The following is an 18,000-nucleotide window of genomic DNA, read 5'->3' as shown; positions in this document are numbered from 1 at the left end:
GGCCCCCTGCGTCCATGTCCAGGGCTACAGCTGGCTTGACGACAGCGGCAGCTGTCGCAGCCGAACTACTTGCATCTTTATACGGCTGGTCCTCTTACGGGGGCGAAGTATCGCAACGCGCGCATCTGGCCCGTCGCAATGCAGCTGCCAATGCGAAGTCGGCTCACGCCGCGACGAAGAGGCGCAGGGCGTAGGCGCGGGGTGGAGGTGCTCGCCTCTAAGCGGCTGGCAGAACTGCTCCGTGCCGAGCCTGCCCAGCTTCTCGACCTCCCTGCGTCAACTGTCCTGCCCCTGCCCGGATCACGACACGTTGGCTTGAGGAGTAGCAGTTGGTCGAGTCCGCCAAGCTCCGCAACAGCGCCCGATGGGTCGTGGTCCCGGCTTTGGACTCCGCCAAGGGGAGTTGCTCGGGCTCCACTGGGACGACATCGGTCTGGACTCGGGCTACATCTGCCTGGTGTGCCGACTCTCGTAGGTAGCGAGAGGCAGCCTGACGTGCAGGTGTCCTCAACTTCTTGAGGCGCGAATCGATAGAGACCCCATCTGCTTGATTTCCACGCAGAATCAGGAGCTTCCTGGTATCGTCCTCGCGTGGAAATCACTCTGCAGCAAGCAGTGAGTGATCTCCAGCGGGTGCTGGAGATCATCCGGAGTGTCGCGCGCGAGGTGTACGCGACCAACGCCGACCGTCACGACCCGTCGCACGGGGACGACAACGGCACCTTTGCCCAGCTGGTCTGGCGGAACATCGCCAACCTCTCCTTCAAGAAGCTCAACGAAGCAGGGATTCCGGTCCGAAGAGTCGCCGGTGGGGCCATCGAGGTCACCTCCGGTTGTTGGGTCGTGAGGATCTACAAGTTCCCGCTGACAGCCCCTGACAAGGTGCGGGACAAGCTCGAACAGCTCAGTTGGGACGGCAGCGCCGCTCGACTGCGAGGCGCCGTGCTGAACAGTGCGCCGAAGGATCAGTTGGCGTTCGACCAGGACCCGGACTGGGCCGAGAGCTTCGCTGAGGCCGTTCGGCAGGGGCATGTTCGGATCATGCACACGGGTGACCCGGAGACGGGAAACTGCGTCATCGAAGTTGGCCTTCCGCGGGACAACCGAGAAGGCGGTTCGCCCTGGCTTGATGGCACCGTCGAGATCCACAATGATCTCCAGCTGAGCCTCCCGGCTCCGCGGTCGACCGAGGACGTGCTCGTCGACCTGGGTGGGCTGCCCCCAGAGGGAGTTCCGGATCGAGATGGCCAGCTGCCGTCTGAACCGGATTCCGACGAGGATCGACCTGCTGCTGGGAAGGAACCGAAGGCGCCCGACCACACCGATCTCGAAGAGAACGATCTGCCGCTTCGCCGGCGCACCGAAGAGACGCGCGACGAGCGCGAGAACACAGACTGAGAAATCCATGCCGACACCGCCGCGAGGATCGAGAGGCGCTGAGCTCGCCTCCCGCTCCTTCGAACCCGAAGCTCTGACCACGGCCCGACAGCTCCGGGGGCTGCGCAAGAACGAGCTTGCCCGGAAGGTGGATCTCACGCCGGCAGCGGTCAGTCAGTATGAGCTGGGCCAGAGTCGGCCTTCGGCCACGGTCGTTGCGCAGCTGGCCATGGCCTTGGGGGTGCCCGCCACATTCTTTGCTACGGGGCACCCGCATCCAACGGTGCCCAGCGCTGCCCACTTCCGAAGTCTCAGGGCGACCACGCAGCTGCAGCGGGATCAGGCGGTTGCGTTTGGCAAGATCGTCTGGCGGCTGGTTACGACCGTCGAGCACTACGTGGAGCTTCCCCCTGCGGCGCTGCCGCGACTGGCCCTGCCGGCCGAGCCGAGCAGGGCGGACATCGCGGCCGTGGCCCGCGATGCGCGTGATGCCATGGGGGTGCCCAGCGGTCCGATCCCCCATGTGACCCGCCTGCTAGAAGCCCATGGCGCCGTGGTCCTGGAGCTACCGGCTATGTCCAAACGGGTGGACGCCTTCTCGCACTGGTACGGGAGCAGGCCGTTGGTCTTCCGGAACCCTGCCAAGAACGACAAGGCTCGGTCGCGATTCGATGCGGCTCACGAGGCTGGGCACCTGGTCATGCACCTTGACGCTGAGCCCGGCAGCCGCATTGTCGAGAACCAGGCGCATGACTTCGCCGCCGAGTTTTTGATGCCGAGCGCTGAGATCCTTGCGGAGTTGCCGCAGAGGCTTGACTGGGAGGCGCTCTACGGGCTGAAGCGACGCTGGGGGACTTCCCTCAAGGCTCTCGTCTACCGTGCCCATGCTCTCGGTGCCTTCCGGGACACGACGTACAAGCGCGCCATGATGATGCTCTCCCAGCACGGCGATCCGGAGCCTTGCGACCTCGGACCTCGTGAAGCGCCTCTGCTTCTGGAAAAGGCGGTCCGCCTCTGTGAGGAGACGGGCGTTTCATTCGATGATCTTGTTTCCCGCTCGGGCCTGCCGTTCGAGCTTGCGAACGAGGTCTACGCGACCGCGACAATGACGAGGCCGCGCCTTGCGCTGGATCCATCCGAAGAGAGCGAGAAGTCAGTCACCCCTGAAGTGCTGACGCTATTCCCCAGCTGATGGTGATCCTTCCATCGGGAGAAGCTCTCACCCGTCACGTACGAGGCTCGCGTTCTACAGCGCAATGATGTGGCTGGCAGCCAGGGCGGCCCACGCCGGAGCCTCGGTACTCAGCCGTGTTGTGATGTTGCGCTACTGCTGTTGATCCCGCCGACGGTCCACCCCCGGTGCGTGCAGGTTTCGGTCTCGCGACCAACGAGGCATGCCCAGATGTGAATGCTGCCCGCACGTTTGTACGGGCGCCTGCCCCGATACGGGTCGTGTAGTAGATGTCTCATGTATCCAATTATGAAAAGAAACTGATCACACATCACATCTAGCGCTAGCGTCACAGATGTCCCTGTGGGCCTAGCAGCCCCGTACCTTTGCACCCCAGGACGCTCGTGAAGATCAAGCGCGTATGTATCGAGAACTTCTGCTGCCTGCGCACGCTGGATGTCTCCTTCGATGCCATCACCTCCCTCATCGGCCCCACAGGCGTTGGTAAGTCCACCGTGCTGCGCGCCCTTGACTGGTTTTTCAACGGAGACAAGGGCGGAGGACTCGGGGAAGAGGACGTTCACTCGGCGGCGGAGGACAAGCGGATCCGTGTGGAGGTGGAGTTCGACGGGCTGACGGCTTCCGACCGCGCTGCGTTGGGCTACTACGCGCCCGACGGGGTTGAGACGGTACGGATCTGGCGTACCTGGGAGGACGGGGACGATCGGATCACTGGGAAGGCCATGGCCTACCCGCCGTTCGACGAGATCAGGCGGCATGAGGGGAAACGGGAGAAGCACAACGCGTACAAGGCTCTGCGGGAGAGCGACGCCGGACTTGACCTGCCCGCCACAAAGAGCTGGGACGATGCAGACGCCGCGATGCGCGTCTGGGAGTCGGAGAACCGTGATCGGCTCGCTGAAACGGACGTCGAGGGCACACAGTTCTTCGGGTTCGCCGGCCAGGGGCTACTTGCCAAGCTGATCGACTTCGTGTTCATCTCCGCCGACCTCCGCGCATACGAGGAGGCGGACGACAGCAAGGCCACGGCGGTGGGTCGGATCCTTGAGCACGCGGTGGACCGGTCCGAGGCCGACGCTCGGTTCACATCGATCGAGGACGCCGCGCAGACGGCTCGCGAGAAGGTGCACGAGGAGGTGTACGGGCCGATGCTGAAGAGGCTGTCGGGTTCGCTGTCCGACGAAGTCGCCAAATTCAGCACGGGGCGGCACATCGTCGTGAAGCCTGTGGCACAGACTCCGAAGCCGGCCAAGACGACTTTTGCGGTCAGCATCAGGGACGGCGCGGCCATGACCTCGGTGCGTCGCCAGGGGCACGGCTTCCAGCGAGCCCTGATCATCGCTGCGTTGAAGTACCTTGCGGAAACTCGTCGGCCTGAGGACGGGACCCGGTCGCTGTGTCTGGCGATCGAAGAGCCGGAGCTTTTTCAGCATCCCGCGCAGACAAGGGTCTTCGCCCAGGTTCTGCGCGGCCTCGTCTCTTCGGCAGCGGACCGAACTCAGGTGATGTACGCGACTCACAGCCCGGTGTTCATCGACCCGCGCAACTACAAGCAGATCCGTCGGTTGGTCAGGGTGGGCAGCGGGCAACACCCCGATGTCAGCGTGCGACAGCTCTCCGAACAGGATCTGATTCAGTCTCTCATCGGCCGAGTGTCGGATAAGTCCATCCGACGTCATGCGACTACGCGTTACGTCAAGGACCTGGCGGAGGGGCTTTTCGTCGCGGCTGCTGTGCTCGTCGAAGGGGAGGCGGACGAGGCGATCATCCTCGGGTTTGCCGAGCAGCAGGGCCTCAGTTTTGGCGCGAACGGCATTAGCGTGATCAACGTGGAAGGCAAGGACAACCTCATCCTCGCCCACGCCATCCTGAGTGGGTTCGGTGTCAAGTGCTACGTCGTCTTCGATGGCGACGCGGGGCCCAAGGCGTTGGCCGGAAAGGCAGAGGCAGTCCGCACGGCAGGCGAGAAGAACATGAACATCCTTGGCTATCTCGGTGCTTCAGCGAACGCTCGGCCAGCTACCGCATGCGAGGCGACTCATACGGTGTTCGAGGATGACCTGGAGACGTATCTCGCTGAGCACTGGCCGGCGTGGACTGAGCGTCGCAAGGAGTTGGCGAAGCGGGGCGATGGTTACGTGGCCGACTGCAAGCACGCTCCGACGTACGCCGAGGCCGCTCGTACTGCCAGCGGGGAGCCAAAGCTCCTGTACTCGCTTCTGGAGAACGTGATGGCGCTGGCCAGTTAGCCGTCTTATGTCAGACGGTGCCCTCCTTCCACGGGCTCGCGTTCTGCGCAGGCGCCCTCTCTACTGAAGGAGGTCGCCTGCACTCCTGCTCGCGCCATAGGCGATCTTTTCGAGTTCAGGTGCTGCTCCTTATGGTGTTGAGATGGCAAATGGGGTGTGGCACACCGGATATGACATAGAGATCAATCTGTCCCTGCCCGACCTCGGTCACGAGGACCGCCCGGATCTGCTCCGAGAGATCACCGCGAGCGTCACCGACCGCGACCCGCAGCTGCTCGAATGTCTCGCGCACCACCACGGGCGCGAATGCCTGTCGGAAGCCGGCGGAAAGTCTCCATGGATGTTCATCCGCCGAGGCCGTGTTGGAGGCCGCCGGCCGCTCGTGGCATCACACCTGCCGATCACGCACAAGGCGACCCCGGCAGAGAGCGCACAGCACAAGGCCACCAAGGAACGGATCGTCGACACAGCCTCGCGCTCCGGTCTGGACGCAGATGCCGAAGTCTCCACGGTGAACCGGCGAACTGTCTCCGATGCCCTCGTCACGGGCCCCGGTGGCATCCGCATCGGCTGGGAGATCCAGTACCACCACATCAGCCCAAGCAGCGTCCACCGCCGGTCCGTCAACGCTGTACAGCACGCGATCACGCCCCTGTGGGTGGCGAAGGACCGCACGGCCTCGCTGATCGATCGGGCGCCGTGGGCCCGCGTGGACGATATGCCGTGGAAGGAGATCGCCGACGGCAAGGAGATGCTGATCCGCGGTGGATACCGCTACCTCCAGGTCTGGAAGTGCGTGCCCAGCTGCGATCGCCACTGTCCCCTGTCCGAGGGAGCAGGCCACTGCGGCGGAATACATGCCGAGTGGTTCCTTCCTGCGCTGTGCCAGCCGGAGAAGAACCCGGTCCATATTGAGGATCTCGTCCTCTCCAGCGCGACGGGGGACAGCGTCCCCATCTACGTGCCCAATCGGGGCAATAGCCGGGCCGGACGGCACATGTGGGTGCCGGCGGACGATTGCGAGTTATGGCGCGAGCTGGTCGAGGAGAAGGCACCCCTACCCGTCGCGCCGGAGCAGGAGGAGGACGACCAGATCACCTTCGCCGAGCAGGAGATCGACCGGACATGCCGCGCTGGCGAAGAGGGATGGTTTGTCAGCGACGCCCGGCCCATCCGTGATCTGGGACAGCCCACCGGTGGCTACACCTTGCCGCGCATGCCGCTGCAGCGGTCTGTGAGGCCGTCGCTGATCACGTCCGTCGAGCGAGCCGCCGCCTCGGCCGCGCTGGGTTGCCCGACCTGGGAGTTGGGGCTGTGCGCAGGCTGCGGTCAGCTGATGCGTCGGTACGGGCGCCATGCGGCCATGTACTGCGCGGTGTGCCGCTCCGAGCTCAACGACCGATAGCCGGATAACAGCGGGCAGGCGGCTGCTCAGAGGCCGGTGACGGGCTGCCCCGTCAGTGCTTGGGCGATCTGCCAGAGCTGGCCGCCGCGGGACGCCTTGACGAGTACGACGTCGTCGGGGCGGAGGATGGAGTCGAGATAGGCGGCGGCGGTGGCGTTGTCGCCTACCAGCGCGATGTCCGGTACCCCTGCCGCACCTGCCGCGAGGGCAAGTTGCTTGGCCATGTCCCCGCCGACCGCGACGACGAGGTCGATGCCGTTCTCGGCTGCCATGCGCCCGACCTGGCGGTGGGCTTCTACGGCTTCGTCGCCCAGTTCCAGCATTTCTCCGAGTACGGCGATTCGCCGGCCGCCTGCGGCTTCGGTCGCTTCGCCGACTGCCTCGGTCATCAAGACTCTCCGTTGGGATTGAGGGGCGCGAAGGTGATCGCGCGGCCGGTGTAGGAAGCGAATACGCGGCTGAGGGGGACTCGATCGTGTGTCTGGCCCCAGGCCGACGGGTCCCGGAAGTGGATGGTCGGGTCGGGGCCGTCGTCGTAGCCGCGGAGGATGACGAGGTGGCCGCCGGTGCGGCCGTCGTCGGGGAACTGCTCGGTCACGGACACGATGAACGGGGCGTGGTCGAGGCGTGCCGTCAGGTCTTCGACGGGGACGGGCTCGGCGGTCGCGGGAACTCCGAGATCGGTCGCCAGGCTCGCGATCCCCGCGTGAAGTGCTCCACGCGGGGTAAGGACCTCGTGCTTGACGGCGAGTTTCAGGAGTTCCGTGAGCGTAGGTGCTTCGCGGCCGTAGGCGAGCAGGATCGCTCGCAGCGAGGCCAGGCCGCACGCCCGGTTGGACCATTCGACTCTGTCCCCGAGTGCCCATCCGCCGTGCAGATCCCATTCGGCGGGGTCAATGAGCTGTCGGCACAGGGGGACATCGTGGACGCGCGGCACAGTGGCGGGCTCCTACGGAGAGACGGCAGCCTCCCGAGCCCGTGTGGTGCCGGCGAACGCGGGAGTGGGCAGGGGGACATCGTAGGGCGGGCGGGCCAGGGCCTCGTGCAGCATCGCCAACACGACGTCCGTGTGCGTGAGTCCGACCATCGCGGCCCCGACCGCGAAGTTGCTGTCGCGGGACATGCCGGGCGTGCTGTTGACCTCCAGCACGTATGGGTCGCCGTCGTCGGTGAGGATGAAGTCGATGCGTGCTGAACCCCGCAGCCCGAGGCCGTCCCATAGCGTCCGGGCGTGCCCGGTGACCTGGTCCAGTACTTCGGGCTCCAAATCGGCGGCGCGCACGGTGACGGCGCCCCTGGCGTCCACGTCGAGCTTGGTGTCGGCGTCGTAGAAGTCGGCTTCGGCCGCCTCGGTGGCCAGCGGCGGGAAGACGACGACCGAGCCACCCGGCAGTTCCAGAAGTCCCACCGTCATCGGCGTGCCCGTCACGTACTCCTCGACGAGCACCTCCGCACCCTCGTCGCCAGCCGCATCCGCGAGAGCGGCGGGCAGGTCCGCCGGGTCGCGGACGAGGCTCATGCCGACGCTGGATCCGCCGAAGGGTGGCTTGATCATCAAGGGGCGTCCGTTCCAGATCGCCGGGCTGGCTCCGGACCAGACCTGCCAGCCGGGTGTGGGGACGCCGAGGGTCAGCATCACGCGCTTACAGAGGATCTTGTCGGCGGCCACCGCAGATGCCCCCACTCCGCTGCCGCAGTAGGGCACCCGCAGATAGTCGAGCAGCCCCTGCAACCGGCCGTCCTCGCCGTAGGGGCCGTGCAGATTGGAGAGCGCTACGTCGTACCCGGCCAGGTCGATGATGAACTCGGGCTCGCACGGGTTCAGCACGTTCCACCGGGCGCCGATCTCTTCCAGCGCCGTACTCAGCGCGGTGACCGATCGCTGCTCGACGGGGCACTTGGAGTGGTAGAGCCTGTCCTCGGCGGACACGGGCCCGTAGATGAGGGCGACCCGCAGACCCTGGCGGCTGTGGCCCCACGCGCGAAGCTCCTCAGCGGCCTTCTGCAGCGCTCCATTGGAGCTGGGGTTGAGGAAGAGCGTCATGCGAGTACCCCTTCGAAGGTATGGGTGACCGGGCCGCCGACCCAGTGGGTTCGGGTCGGCCGGGTGTCGTGCGGCCGGACGGTGAGTGGTTGGCCTGCGCGGTTGTGGACGGTGACGGCGCGTCGGGCCACGAGCCCGCGCAGGATGGCGATGACGACGGCTGCCACGGCTCCGCTGCCGCACGAGAGGGTCTCGGCCTCGACGCCGCGTTCGTAGGTGCGGATCTTCAGTGCCTGTTGGCCTGCCGACTGGACGAAGTTGACGTTCGTCCCGAGTGGGGCAAGGTCGGCGTGGTGGCGCACGAGGCGCCCGACCACCACCGCGTCGATGGCGTCCACGTCGTCGACGATGGCGACGACGTGTTCCGTGCCGGTGTGGGCGCTGTCGAACCAGGTCGGTCTGCCATTGATGACGGCCTGTAAGCGCCGTGGGTGGACCGTGCCGACCTCGGCCGTCACCCACACGGAGTCGTCGGACACGATCGCCTCGTGGTCCACGCCAGCCATGTGGAGACTCATCCGCTGGAAGCCGTGATCGCGGTGAGCGGCCCAGGCGGAGCACCGCAGCGCGTTGCCGCACATGGTCGCGGCCGAGCCGTCCGCGTTGAAGCAGGAGACGTCGAGGACAGCGGGGCTATGGCTGATCACTCGGCTGATGACCAGGCCGTCCGCACCCACGCCGGTACGCCGGGCGCACAGGCGTTCCGCTTCCTTGGGCCATTCCTTGTCGTCGTCCGGCCCGAGGTCGGTGAGCAGGACGAAGTCGTTTCCCGCGCCGTGGATCTTGCGGAAGCGCATGGCGAAGCTCCTCGTGTGGTGAGGTGAGACTGAGTGGGCGGTGCCCAAGCAGGGTGGGGTCAGCCGCGGCCGATGGGCCGGTAGGTGGTCCGGGCCTCTCGCATGACCCAGGGCTCCCGTCCGGCGAAGATCAGTACGCGGTGAGCTGCGGTGCCGGCGGACCTCATGTCCCGGACGCGCTGGTATTCGCCGTCGAGGTAGACGAAGTCACCGATGCGGACTTCGCCCGGCGGTCGGGTGTGCCCGATCGTTCCGATCGGCGGAGGGGGCAGGGGCGGCGCTTCTTTGGTCCTGCGCTCGTACATCAGCCCCTCCAGATGCCGAGCAGGAGGGAGCCACCGAGTGCGATGAGGCTTGCCACGTAGGCGAGTTGTTGGTTGCGGGGGCTCATTGGATTCCGATCAGGTGGTGCTCCACGCGGGCGCGGACCGACGGGATGCCTAGGTCGATCAGGGGCACCCAGGCCGCCACACCGCTCTCGATCATCGACGGGAACACGGCGCCCGATTGGGCCCGGAAGAGGTAGCGGATGCCGACCCGGAGGCGGGGCCCGTAGCGGTGCCGGCCCGGCCTGGTCACGTCGACCAGGAAGGGGCCCTCGGCGCCGGGCTGCGTCCACACGTCCCGGATGCCGACTTCCTCCGCCAGCAGGCGCAGGGCTGCCTCGCTGAGGGAGTCGTCCCTCTCCTCCGGCTCTGCCTCGGGGAGGGCATAGCCTCCCTCGTGCCGCAGGCACAGGACGCGAACGTGCTCGTCGACGACAACCGCGCCGGTGGTCACGAGGGGGCAGCGCTGGTCGTGGGTGCAGGCTCGGCGCTGTGAGTGGTCGCGGGCCGCGTCGTAGACCGGCATCAGCGCCATCCGGTCGCCAGGGTGCTCGTAGATGTAGTGGGAGAGTTCCCGCACGATCTGGTCGTCTCTGACGCTCACGGGGCATCCAGCCCGTTGCGCTGGGAGTAGATCCACAGCAGGCGCCGCGTCAGCAGGGCGGCGTTGCGGAGGTAGAGGTAGGTCCCGAAGGTGGGCGTCTCGGGTGTCGGCCGGCTGGTGAGGTCGACCAGTTTGGTGCCCTCGCGGAGGAGTTTGCGCACCTTGCTGTCGTCGTCGGCGCCCAGGTCCTCGTGGAGCAGGCGGTTCAGGTGTCCGGCGATCGCCGGTACCTGCTGGTCCATCGCCGCGCGGGTCGTGGTGTCCATCCGCAGGCCGAGGACGGTGTTCGTCTGCGAGGAGATCGCCTCTACGTCGATGGGGGCGCCGTCGCCCTCGATGTCCTCGGCCGTCTCGAACGTCTTGCCCGTACTTGCCACTGTCATCACTGGCCCCTCCGAAGCACGTTGTCAGCCGTGGCTATAACGCTAGGAAGGGAAGTGGATGGGTCTCCATGAGTGTGCCGGAACTTGCCGGTCATTCACCCTAGAGATTCGATGGCAGCGGTGATGATTTCCCGCGCTGCGGCGCCGTAGACGGCAAGTTCTGCCAGTTCGCCGAACGTTTTGGCATACATGGCAAGTTCGTGTTTCTGGACGACGGAGAGATGAGCCGAGACCAGCTCGACATTCACCAACTCGTCGTCGTACAAGAAGAATCCCTCGACTGGCCACAGACCCGAGCGGTCGGCGTCCTGCGGGATGATGCCGATGCTCACCGACGGCAGCGCCATCACGCTCAGCAGGTAGCCGAGTTGGCCGGCCATCACGTCGGTGCCGCCGATGCGGTACCGCAGCACGCTCTCCTCCAGCAGGATCGCGAACCTGTGGTTCCCGTAGACGACCTGCTGCTTCTCCACGCGCACCTTGACGGCCGCCGGAACATCGTCGATGAGTCCTCGGCGGTCACGAATGGAAGTCAGAAGCGCGGTGATGTACGAGGCCGTCTGTACGGGGCCGGGGATGAGCCAGGGCGAATAAATGCGGAAGCGCTCGGTACGCTCCCAGAGAGGAACCACGGATTCCTGCGCCCACTTGAGACCGTGGCGTTCCATCTTGCGCCACTCGACATACATGCCCTCGATTCCGCGGGCCGTCGAGATGAGATCCTCCGCTTGGCCTTCCGCGCCGCACGCGGAACACCACGCGCGAAGGTCGCGCTCCGAGGGCGCGCGTGTGCCGCTCTCGAAGCGCGAAGCCTTCGACTCGTGCCAGCCCAGGCTCTGGGCCAATGCCCGCTTGGTGAGTCCGGCGCCCTTTCGGATTTCGGCAAGACGCTGTCCGAGAGCCTTGCGGGCTTCCTGGACGCTCGAAGAGGGCGATGTCATCTCGGTGCGGCCGTGCTGTTCGGGCTGTCAGGCCAGCTCGAACGCGGCGTGGGGCGTCGCGCGCTGCCAGACGGCCTCAAAGGCGGACTCGCACAGCTTCGCCACCTCGGGGTCCTCCGTGAGCTCGACCTCCATGTTCTCGCCCTCTCCGTCGAAGTGGTTGACGAGGACGAGGTGGGAGTCGAACAGCCAGAAGTCGTTGCCCGGAAGTGCGATGTCGGTCGCGGAGCGCCGCGAGAGCCACCGCACGCTTTCGCCGGCCGCGATGTTCAGCCCGTCCGTCACGTCGTACTCGAAGCGGATGTACTCGCTGACCGGCATCGAGACGACGCGGGCACGGCGCACCTCGACGCCGCGCGAGGCCGCCTCCGTGACGATGGCGTGCCAGTCGGCCCAGCGCTCGGCGGGGTCGAGGGCCACGCCGGCTTTCCAGTCGATGAAGGCCGGGTCCGACTTCATGTAGGCGTCGCGCATCTCCAGATGGACAGCCGTCCTCTGGCAGTTCCGGAACAGCTCCTCAAACGTCGGGGTCCTCGTCATCCTTCTTCACCTCCAGGAAGAACTGCACCATGCGCCGCGGGATCTCCACCACCGACTCGTGGCCGGGGATGTCCATCTGCCCGAGGCGCTCGGCGTCCTCGACCTTCCACCCCTGCACGAGGTAGCTGTCCTTCTCCTCGTCCAGGTAGATGGTGGGCGAGCCGCCACTCGGACTCTCCGGGTCCTTGCCGAGCTTGCGCAGGGCCATGATGTCCTCCTCGGATGCCGGTAAGGATCTCTGTGCCAGAGCTTGCCCGCGACGGGGCTGCCGAGCGAGGAACTTGCCGAAACTTGCCAGGACTTCGGTTGGCGCCACGTGCGCAGAAGCCTGGTCGACGGTAAAGGGCTGGTCCGAGGCTAGGAGCGAGGTATGCGGGGTTTCCCTGCCCCGGTCTGTCCTCGAATTGAGCGCGTCGCGAGCCGGTAGGGGGAGAAGTATCTCGACTGGGCCCTGGAGGACCCGGCGGGCAAGGGCGTGGAGGCTGTACGCCCGATCCGGGACGAGATCAAGTCCCGCATCGAGGCGCTGATCGCGGAGATCGACGCCAAACAGGAGGCGTGACGTCGGCGGTCGACAACGGCAGCTGATGGGGGTCGGTGAACCTGATGGACGGGACGACGGTTACCGGCCGTCAGCGGCTTTGATGAGCTGGCCAAGGAGCTTCAGCCCACTGGGGCTGATGCCCCGGGCGGCCATGGCGCCGATGACCACGTCATGGTCCAGCAAGCCAGCAGAGCGGAGATCACCCAGTACTCGCGCCGCCTGCTGACGGTCGAAGGGCGGCCCGTAGCCGTTGTTGCCGTAGAACTTCAGGCTTTCCAGCGCCGACGTGAGCCGCTCGTCTACCTCCTCGACCTCGTCCTCCGGGTGAGTGAGATCGATGGCCTGCACCTGCGTGGCCCATCCGTGCAGAGGGAACAGGTTGGCACCCTCGACCGCCGCAAGCGAAGAGCCCCGTGCCAGGCCGGTGGCGAACTCCAGCGTCTTCGCATCCGGTACGCAGGCCAGCACAGGGCCGACACCGCTCCCCACACGCTGCCTGCCTGATCGTGGGGTTGCGACAAGGTGTCGCTCGGCAAACCGGCGCAGCGTCGGGATCGACTGTTCCGCGCCGAAGGCATTGAGCACGAGCACCGCGGTCGCGCTCTGCTCGGCAGCCTCGCGCTCCACCCAGCGCACTGCGAGCTCCGCGCCGACCTCCCAGTCCCGCTCGGGATCGTCATCCGGCACCCACGCTGCCCGCAGAATGCTCATCGCCGTCCCCTCACCCGCTCCGTCGTGCCAGAAATGTTCCGTAGTCCCAACCGTAACGACGGCCACTGACATCGAGGTGGGTTGCCGAGCGCTGCGAGACGACCTGCGCGTGGCTGCTGGCCTCTGTCCGCCGAGGTCCACTCGGGCCCGATCACAGCAACTGCAACCACGCACGACGAAGGGCCCCACCGCGAACGGTGGGGCCCTTCGACATCGTGCCCGGTGAGGCACTGGCGGAGGATACGAGATTCGAACTCGTGAGGGGTTGCCCCCAACACGCTTTCCAAGCGTGCGCCCTAGGCCTCTAGGCGAATCCTCCGCGGCAAACAATACAAGACGTTGAGGAGTGCTCGCGAACTCGTTCCCACCCGCAGGATCCTGTACCCTGTGCGGAGCCCCTCACGTGGCGCTATCTGACTGAACTCCCCCAGGGCCGGAAGGCAGCAAGGGTAGGTTGGCTCTGGCGGGTGCGTGGGGGGCGCTTACGTTTCCGCGACTGGAGACAGGACCGGGCGGGGACCGGCCGGGCCACCGAGTCCGGGGTCACGTGCGGGAAGGCCCGCGGACGGTCCTGCTTGTCAGTGGGCGCCTATAACCTCGTAGACGTGTCGTCTCTCGCGCTGTACCGCCGCTATCGCCCGGAGTCGTTCGCCGAGGTCATCGGGCAGGAGCATGTCACCGACCCGTTGCAGCAGGCGCTGCGGAACAACCGGGTCAATCACGCGTACCTGTTCAGCGGTCCGCGCGGTTGTGGCAAGACGACCAGCGCGCGCATCCTGGCCCGCTGTCTGAACTGTGAGCAGGGTCCGACCCCGACGCCGTGCGGGGAGTGCCAGTCCTGCCGTGACCTGGCGCGCAACGGGCCGGGTTCGATCGACGTCATCGAGATCGACGCCGCCTCGCACGGTGGTGTGGACGACGCCCGTGACCTGCGGGAGAAGGCCTTCTTCGGGCCCGCGAGCAGCCGCTACAAGATCTACATCATCGACGAGGCCCACATGGTCACGTCGGCTGGTTTCAACGCGCTGCTGAAGGTCGTCGAGGAGCCCCCCGAGCACCTCAAGTTCATCTTCGCCACGACCGAGCCCGAGAAGGTCATCGGGACGATCCGGTCGCGTACGCACCACTACCCGTTCCGGCTGGTCCCGCCCGGCACCCTGCGCGACTACCTGGGCCAGGTCTGCGGGCAGGAGGGCATCCCCGTCGAGGACGGTGTGCTGCCCCTGGTCGTCCGGTCCGGCGCCGGTTCCGTGCGTGACTCCATGTCCGTGATGGACCAGTTGCTCGCGGGCGCCGCCGAGGACGGCGTGACGTACGCCATGGCGACCTCCCTCCTCGGGTACACGGACGGCTCGCTCCTCGACTCCGTGGTCGAGGCCTTCGCGGCGGGGGACGGCGCCGCCGCCTTCGAGGTGGTCGACCGCGTCATCGAGGGCGGAAACGACCCGCGGCGGTTCGTCGCCGACCTGCTGGAGCGCCTGCGGGACCTGGTGATCCTCGCGGCCGTTCCGGACGCCGCCGAGAAGGGGCTCATCGACGCCCCGGTCGACGTGGTCGAACGTATGCAGGCCCAGGCCGGCGTGTTCGGCGCCGCCGAGCTGAGCCGCGCCGCCGACCTCGTGAACGACGGGCTGACGGAGATGCGCGGCGCCACCTCGCCGCGCCTCCAGCTCGAACTGATCTGCGCGCGTGTGCTGCTGCCCGCCGCCTACGGGGACGAGCGTTCCGTCATGGCCCGGCTCGACCGCATCGAGCGGGGGGTGAACTTCTCGGGCGGCGGAGCGGCCCCGGCCATGGGTTACGTTCCCGGGCCCGAGGCGCATGGCGTGGCCCCGGCGTCCCCGGCCGGACCGGCGGTCGCGCAGCCGGGGCCGGCGGGCATGCAGGGCGGGCCGGTGGTTCCCCCTGGGGGTGGTCCCGCGGCGGCGCGTGCGGCGGCGCGGGGGGCTGGGACCGGCGTGGGTGCCGGGGCCGGTGCCAGCGCTGGCGGCCGTGACGGTGGTGGTGGTGCTGGTGCTGTTCCCTCGGGCGGGCCCGATGCCGTGGCGCCCGCCGCGCCCACGCCCACGGCGCCCCCCGCAGCCGCTCCGCAGTCCGCCGCCACCCCCCCTGCCGCGCCCGTAGCGTCCGAGCAGCCCCCGGCCGGTCCGCCCGCGGGCGCCGCGCCCGGCGCGTGGCCGACCGCGACCGCCGCCGGCAGTGGCAGACGGCCCGGCGGCTGGCCGACCGCCGCACCCGCGGGCGGCGGTCAGCCGCCTCGGCAGCCGGCCCAGGCGCCCACCGCGAGCCCCGCCCCGCAGCAGGCCGCGCCCGCCGCGCCCGCGCAGCCGCCCGCCCCGGCACCGGCCGTGGGCGGCCCCGACCCCCGCACGCTCTGGCCGAACATCCTGGAGGCGGTGAAGAACCGCCGACGTTTCACGTGGATCCTCCTCAGCCAGAACGCGCAGGTGACCGGCTTCGACGGCACCACCCTCCAGATCGGCTTCGTGAGTGCCGGCGCGCGCGACAACTTCGCGAGCAGCGGCAGCGAGGACGTGCTGCGGCAGGCGCTGGCCGAGCAGTTCAACGTGCAGTGGAAGGTCGAGGCGATCGTGGACGCCTCGGGCGGCTCGGCCCCGCCCGCTCCTGCGACCGGCGGCGGATACGGGGGTGGCGGCGGCGGTTACGGCAGCGGGGGCGGCGGTTACGGAAGTGGCGGTGGCTACGGCGGCGGGGGCACCGGTGGGGCAGGCGGAGGCAGCGCCGGTTACGGCGGGGCTCCGTCCGGCCAGGGCCCCGCGTCCCCGTCACCCGCGCCGGCCGCGCAGCCGCCCTCCGCGCAGAGCGGCGGTCCGTCGGGCGGGCACGGGCCGGGCGGGCATGGGTCGGCTGCGCACAGCCAGGGCGGCGGCTCGTCCGCGCCCACGTCTCCCCCCGCCCCCGAGCCCCCGCCGGTCTCCCCCGAGGACGACATCCCGGAGGACGACGACCCCGACCTGGACGAGTCCGCCCTCTCCGGCCACGACCTGATCGTCCGCGAACTGGGCGCGACGGTCATGGAGGAGTTCTCGAACGAGTGAGTGCCGGGGTCCCCGGCCCCGGGGCCGAGCGCCGGAGACGCCGGGATCGGGTGCGGGGGACGACGATCACGTCCCTAGGAGGGGGCCCGCAGCTGGGTCCTCGCTCTCAACCCTGTCCGGACCCTCAGGGACTTCCCGGAGAAGGGGACTTCCCGGAGAAGTCGTACTGGATCGGCGTAGCCTGTGCGCGGGCTGAAGGGCCCTTGATAAACCCCCAGCTCACAAAGCCTGCTCCCCGCACGCGCCGGGATGCCCCCGCCCCCCCGGCCGCCCCGCGAACCCCCACCCCGCACCCCTCCTCAGACGATCCCACCAACCCCCCACCTCCCCGCCTTCAGACGCCCCCACAACCGCACCCGCCCCCGGCGGATAGGCTGGCCCCCGTGAAGGTCCTTGTCATTGGGGGTGGCGCCCGCGAACACGCCCTGTGCCGCTCACTGTCCCTCGATCCCGACGTCACCGACCTGTACTGCGCTCCCGGTAACGCGGGGATCGCGGAGGTCGCGGAGCTGCGTGCGGTCGACGCCCTCGACGGTGCCGCCGTGGCCGCGCTGGCCACCGAACTCGGTGCCGAACTGGTGATCGTAGGCCCGGAGGCCCCGCTGGTCGCCGGTGTCGCCGACGCCGTACGCGCCGCGGGCATCCCCTGCTTCGGACCCTCCCAGGAGGCCGCGCGGCTCGAAGGTTCCAAGGCCTTCGCGAAGGACGTGATGGCGGGTGCAGGCGTCCCCACGGCGCGCTCGTACGTCTGTACGACGCCCGAGGAGGTCGAGGAAGCCCTCGACGCCTTCGGCGCCCCGTACGTCGTGAAGGACGACGGGCTCGCGGCCGGCAAGGGCGTCGTCGTGACCGACGACCTCGACGCGGCCCGCGCGCACGCCAACGCCTGCGACCGCGTCGTCATCGAGGAGTTCCTCGACGGCCCCGAGGTCTCCCTCTTCGCCATCACCGACGGCACCACCGTCGTCCCGCTCCAGCCCGCCCAGGACTTCAAGCGCGCCCTGGACGGCGACGAGGGCCCGAACACCGGCGGCATGGGCGCCTACTCGCCGCTGCCCTGGGCGGACCCGAAGCTGGTGGACGAGGTCATGGACACCGTCCTCCAGCCGACCGTCGACGAGCTGCGCCGCCGCGGCACTCCGTTCTCCGGCCTGCTGTACGCCGGTCTGGCGATCACCAGCCGGGGCGTACGGGTCATCGAGTTCAACGCCCGCTTCGGCGACCCGGAGACCCAGGTGGTCCTCGCCCGCCTGCGGACCCCGCTCTCCGGTGTCCTGCTGGCCTCCGCGACCGGCACCCTCGCCGATCTGGAGCCGCTGCGCTGGAGCGAGGACGCCGCGGTCACCGTCGTCGTCGCCTCGCACAACTATCCGGACACCCCGCGCACCGGCGACCCGATCACCGGCCTGGACGAGGTGGCCGCGCAGGACGCCCCGCACGCGTACGTCCTGCACGCCGGCACCCGCCACGAGGGTGACGCGGTGGTCAGCGCCGGCGGCCGTGTGCTCTCGGTCACCGCGACCGGCTCCGGCCTCTCCGAGGCCCGCGAGCGCGCCTACACGGCGGTCGCCCGCATCGGTCTCGACGGCTCCCAGCACCGTACGGACATCGCGGCGAAGGCCGCCGCCGAGGCCGACGCGTAGGCACCAGGCGCCCACCCGCCGGCATCACCCAGCCCCGGACTCCAGGTGGAATCCGGGGCTCCGCCGTGTCCTGATCCGGCCGTCCCGGCCTGGCTGTTTCCGTACGGAACCAGGGGCCTGATCATCGCCCACTGTCATCCACCTCTCCCCAGAGCCATTCCATCGAGTGACCGATGGCCCATCCG

The 18,000-nt window shown here is 68.2% G+C and carries 17 protein-coding genes, 1 tRNA gene, 1 other RNA gene and 1 pseudogene; 8 read left to right on the top strand and 12 right to left on the bottom strand.

Annotated elements, in window-relative coordinates; genetic code table 11:
- The first annotated feature begins 591 nt into the window (after nt 1–591).
- From AB0912_RS00685 to AB0912_RS00670, 4 genes are all read left to right on the top strand, one after another.
- Complete coding sequence (locus tag AB0912_RS00685) at nt 592–1,398, top strand: hypothetical protein (protein ID WP_366695257.1); 807 nt, start codon at nt 592–594, stop codon at nt 1,396–1,398.
- Nucleotides 1,399–1,405: 7 nt separating this feature from the next.
- On the top strand, nt 1,406–2,569 hold the full coding sequence (locus AB0912_RS00680) for an XRE family transcriptional regulator (protein WP_366695255.1): 1,164 nt from the start codon (nt 1,406–1,408) through the stop codon (nt 2,567–2,569).
- Nucleotides 2,570–2,952: 383 nt separating this feature from the next.
- The gene (locus tag AB0912_RS00675; protein ID WP_366695253.1) at nt 2,953–4,818 is read left to right on the top strand and encodes an AAA family ATPase; all 1,866 of its coding nucleotides are present in this window, start codon (nt 2,953–2,955) and stop codon (nt 4,816–4,818) included.
- Between the two features lie 142 nt (nt 4,819–4,960).
- A complete protein-coding gene (locus AB0912_RS00670) occupies nt 4,961–6,223 on the top strand; it encodes a hypothetical protein (protein ID WP_366695251.1) in 1,263 nt (420 codons plus the stop codon).
- A 26-nt stretch (nt 6,224–6,249) separates the two neighbouring features.
- On the opposite strand, the gene AB0912_RS00665 is transcribed toward AB0912_RS00670, so the two are convergent.
- From AB0912_RS00665 to AB0912_RS00620, 10 genes are all read right to left on the bottom strand, one after another.
- Complete coding sequence (locus AB0912_RS00665) at nt 6,250–6,612, bottom strand: UDP-N-acetylmuramoylalanyl-D-glutamate--2,6-diaminopimelate ligase (RefSeq protein WP_366695249.1); 363 nt, start codon at nt 6,610–6,612, stop codon at nt 6,250–6,252.
- Nucleotides 6,612–7,160, bottom strand: coding sequence for a C39 family peptidase (locus AB0912_RS00660; RefSeq protein WP_366695247.1), 549 nt, complete (start codon nt 7,158–7,160; stop codon nt 6,612–6,614). Before AB0912_RS00660 ends, AB0912_RS00665 begins: the two co-directional genes overlap by 1 nt.
- Nucleotides 7,161–7,172: 12 nt before the next feature.
- Complete coding sequence (locus AB0912_RS00655; protein WP_366695245.1) at nt 7,173–8,267, bottom strand: ATP-grasp domain-containing protein; 1,095 nt, start codon at nt 8,265–8,267, stop codon at nt 7,173–7,175.
- On the bottom strand, nt 8,264–9,064 hold the full coding sequence (gene dapF / locus AB0912_RS00650) for a diaminopimelate epimerase (RefSeq protein WP_366695243.1): 801 nt from the start codon (nt 9,062–9,064) through the stop codon (nt 8,264–8,266). The genes AB0912_RS00655 and dapF overlap by 4 nt, the downstream gene beginning before the upstream one ends.
- Nucleotides 9,065–9,123: 59 nt before the next feature.
- Nucleotides 9,124–9,369, bottom strand: coding sequence for a hypothetical protein (locus tag AB0912_RS00645; RefSeq protein WP_366695241.1), 246 nt, complete (start codon nt 9,367–9,369; stop codon nt 9,124–9,126).
- 82 nt (nt 9,370–9,451) lie between these two features.
- Nucleotides 9,452–9,994, bottom strand: coding sequence for an NUDIX domain-containing protein (locus AB0912_RS00640; protein WP_366695239.1), 543 nt, complete (start codon nt 9,992–9,994; stop codon nt 9,452–9,454).
- On the bottom strand, nt 9,991–10,377 hold the full coding sequence (locus tag AB0912_RS00635) for a hypothetical protein (protein ID WP_366695237.1): 387 nt from the start codon (nt 10,375–10,377) through the stop codon (nt 9,991–9,993). Before AB0912_RS00635 ends, AB0912_RS00640 begins: the two co-directional genes overlap by 4 nt.
- A gap of 95 nt (nt 10,378–10,472) precedes the next feature.
- Nucleotides 10,473–11,318 (bottom strand): helix-turn-helix transcriptional regulator, encoded by an 846-nt coding sequence (locus AB0912_RS00630; RefSeq protein ID WP_366695235.1) that lies wholly within the window; start codon nt 11,316–11,318, stop codon nt 10,473–10,475.
- A gap of 27 nt (nt 11,319–11,345) precedes the next feature.
- A complete protein-coding gene (locus tag AB0912_RS00625) occupies nt 11,346–11,858 on the bottom strand; it encodes a DUF6879 family protein (RefSeq protein WP_366695233.1) in 513 nt (170 codons plus the stop codon).
- Complete coding sequence (locus AB0912_RS00620; RefSeq protein ID WP_133023859.1) at nt 11,836–12,066, bottom strand: hypothetical protein; 231 nt, start codon at nt 12,064–12,066, stop codon at nt 11,836–11,838. The genes AB0912_RS00625 and AB0912_RS00620 overlap by 23 nt, the downstream gene beginning before the upstream one ends.
- A 219-nt stretch (nt 12,067–12,285) precedes the next feature.
- Here AB0912_RS00620 and AB0912_RS00615 point away from each other — a divergent pair.
- Nucleotides 12,286–12,420: pseudogene (locus tag AB0912_RS00615) on the top strand (phosphotyrosine protein phosphatase); the annotation flags it as partial.
- 60 nt (nt 12,421–12,480) lie between these two features.
- On the opposite strand, the gene AB0912_RS00610 reads toward AB0912_RS00615, so the two are convergent.
- Nucleotides 12,481–13,113, bottom strand: a complete 633-nt coding sequence (locus tag AB0912_RS00610) for a hypothetical protein (RefSeq protein ID WP_366695231.1) — start codon at nt 13,111–13,113, stop codon at nt 12,481–12,483.
- Between the two features lie 231 nt (nt 13,114–13,344).
- Nucleotides 13,345–13,432: transfer RNA gene (locus AB0912_RS00605), tRNA-Ser, on the bottom strand.
- 71 nt (nt 13,433–13,503) lie between these two features.
- On the opposite strand from AB0912_RS00605, the gene ffs reads away from it, so the two are divergent.
- The 3 genes from ffs (at nt 13,504) to purD (ending at nt 17,815) form a co-directional block, all read left to right on the top strand.
- Nucleotides 13,504–13,602, top strand: an RNA gene (gene ffs, locus AB0912_RS00600) — signal recognition particle sRNA small type.
- 116 nt (nt 13,603–13,718) lie between these two features.
- On the top strand, nt 13,719–16,172 hold the full coding sequence (locus AB0912_RS00595; RefSeq protein WP_366695229.1) for a DNA polymerase III subunit gamma and tau: 2,454 nt from the start codon (nt 13,719–13,721) through the stop codon (nt 16,170–16,172).
- 383 nt (nt 16,173–16,555) lie between these two features.
- On the top strand, nt 16,556–17,815 hold the full coding sequence (gene purD, locus AB0912_RS00590) for a phosphoribosylamine--glycine ligase (RefSeq protein WP_366695227.1): 1,260 nt from the start codon (nt 16,556–16,558) through the stop codon (nt 17,813–17,815).
- Nucleotides 17,816–18,000: the final 185 nt, after the last annotated feature.

It is taken from the genome of Streptomyces sp. NPDC007084, assembly GCF_040703595.1.
In the GTDB taxonomy this organism is placed as follows: Bacteria; Actinomycetota; Actinomycetes; order Streptomycetales; family Streptomycetaceae; genus Streptomyces.
Note: the sequence above shows the minus strand (reverse complement) of the source record. Positions and strands in the feature narration are given on the sequence as shown.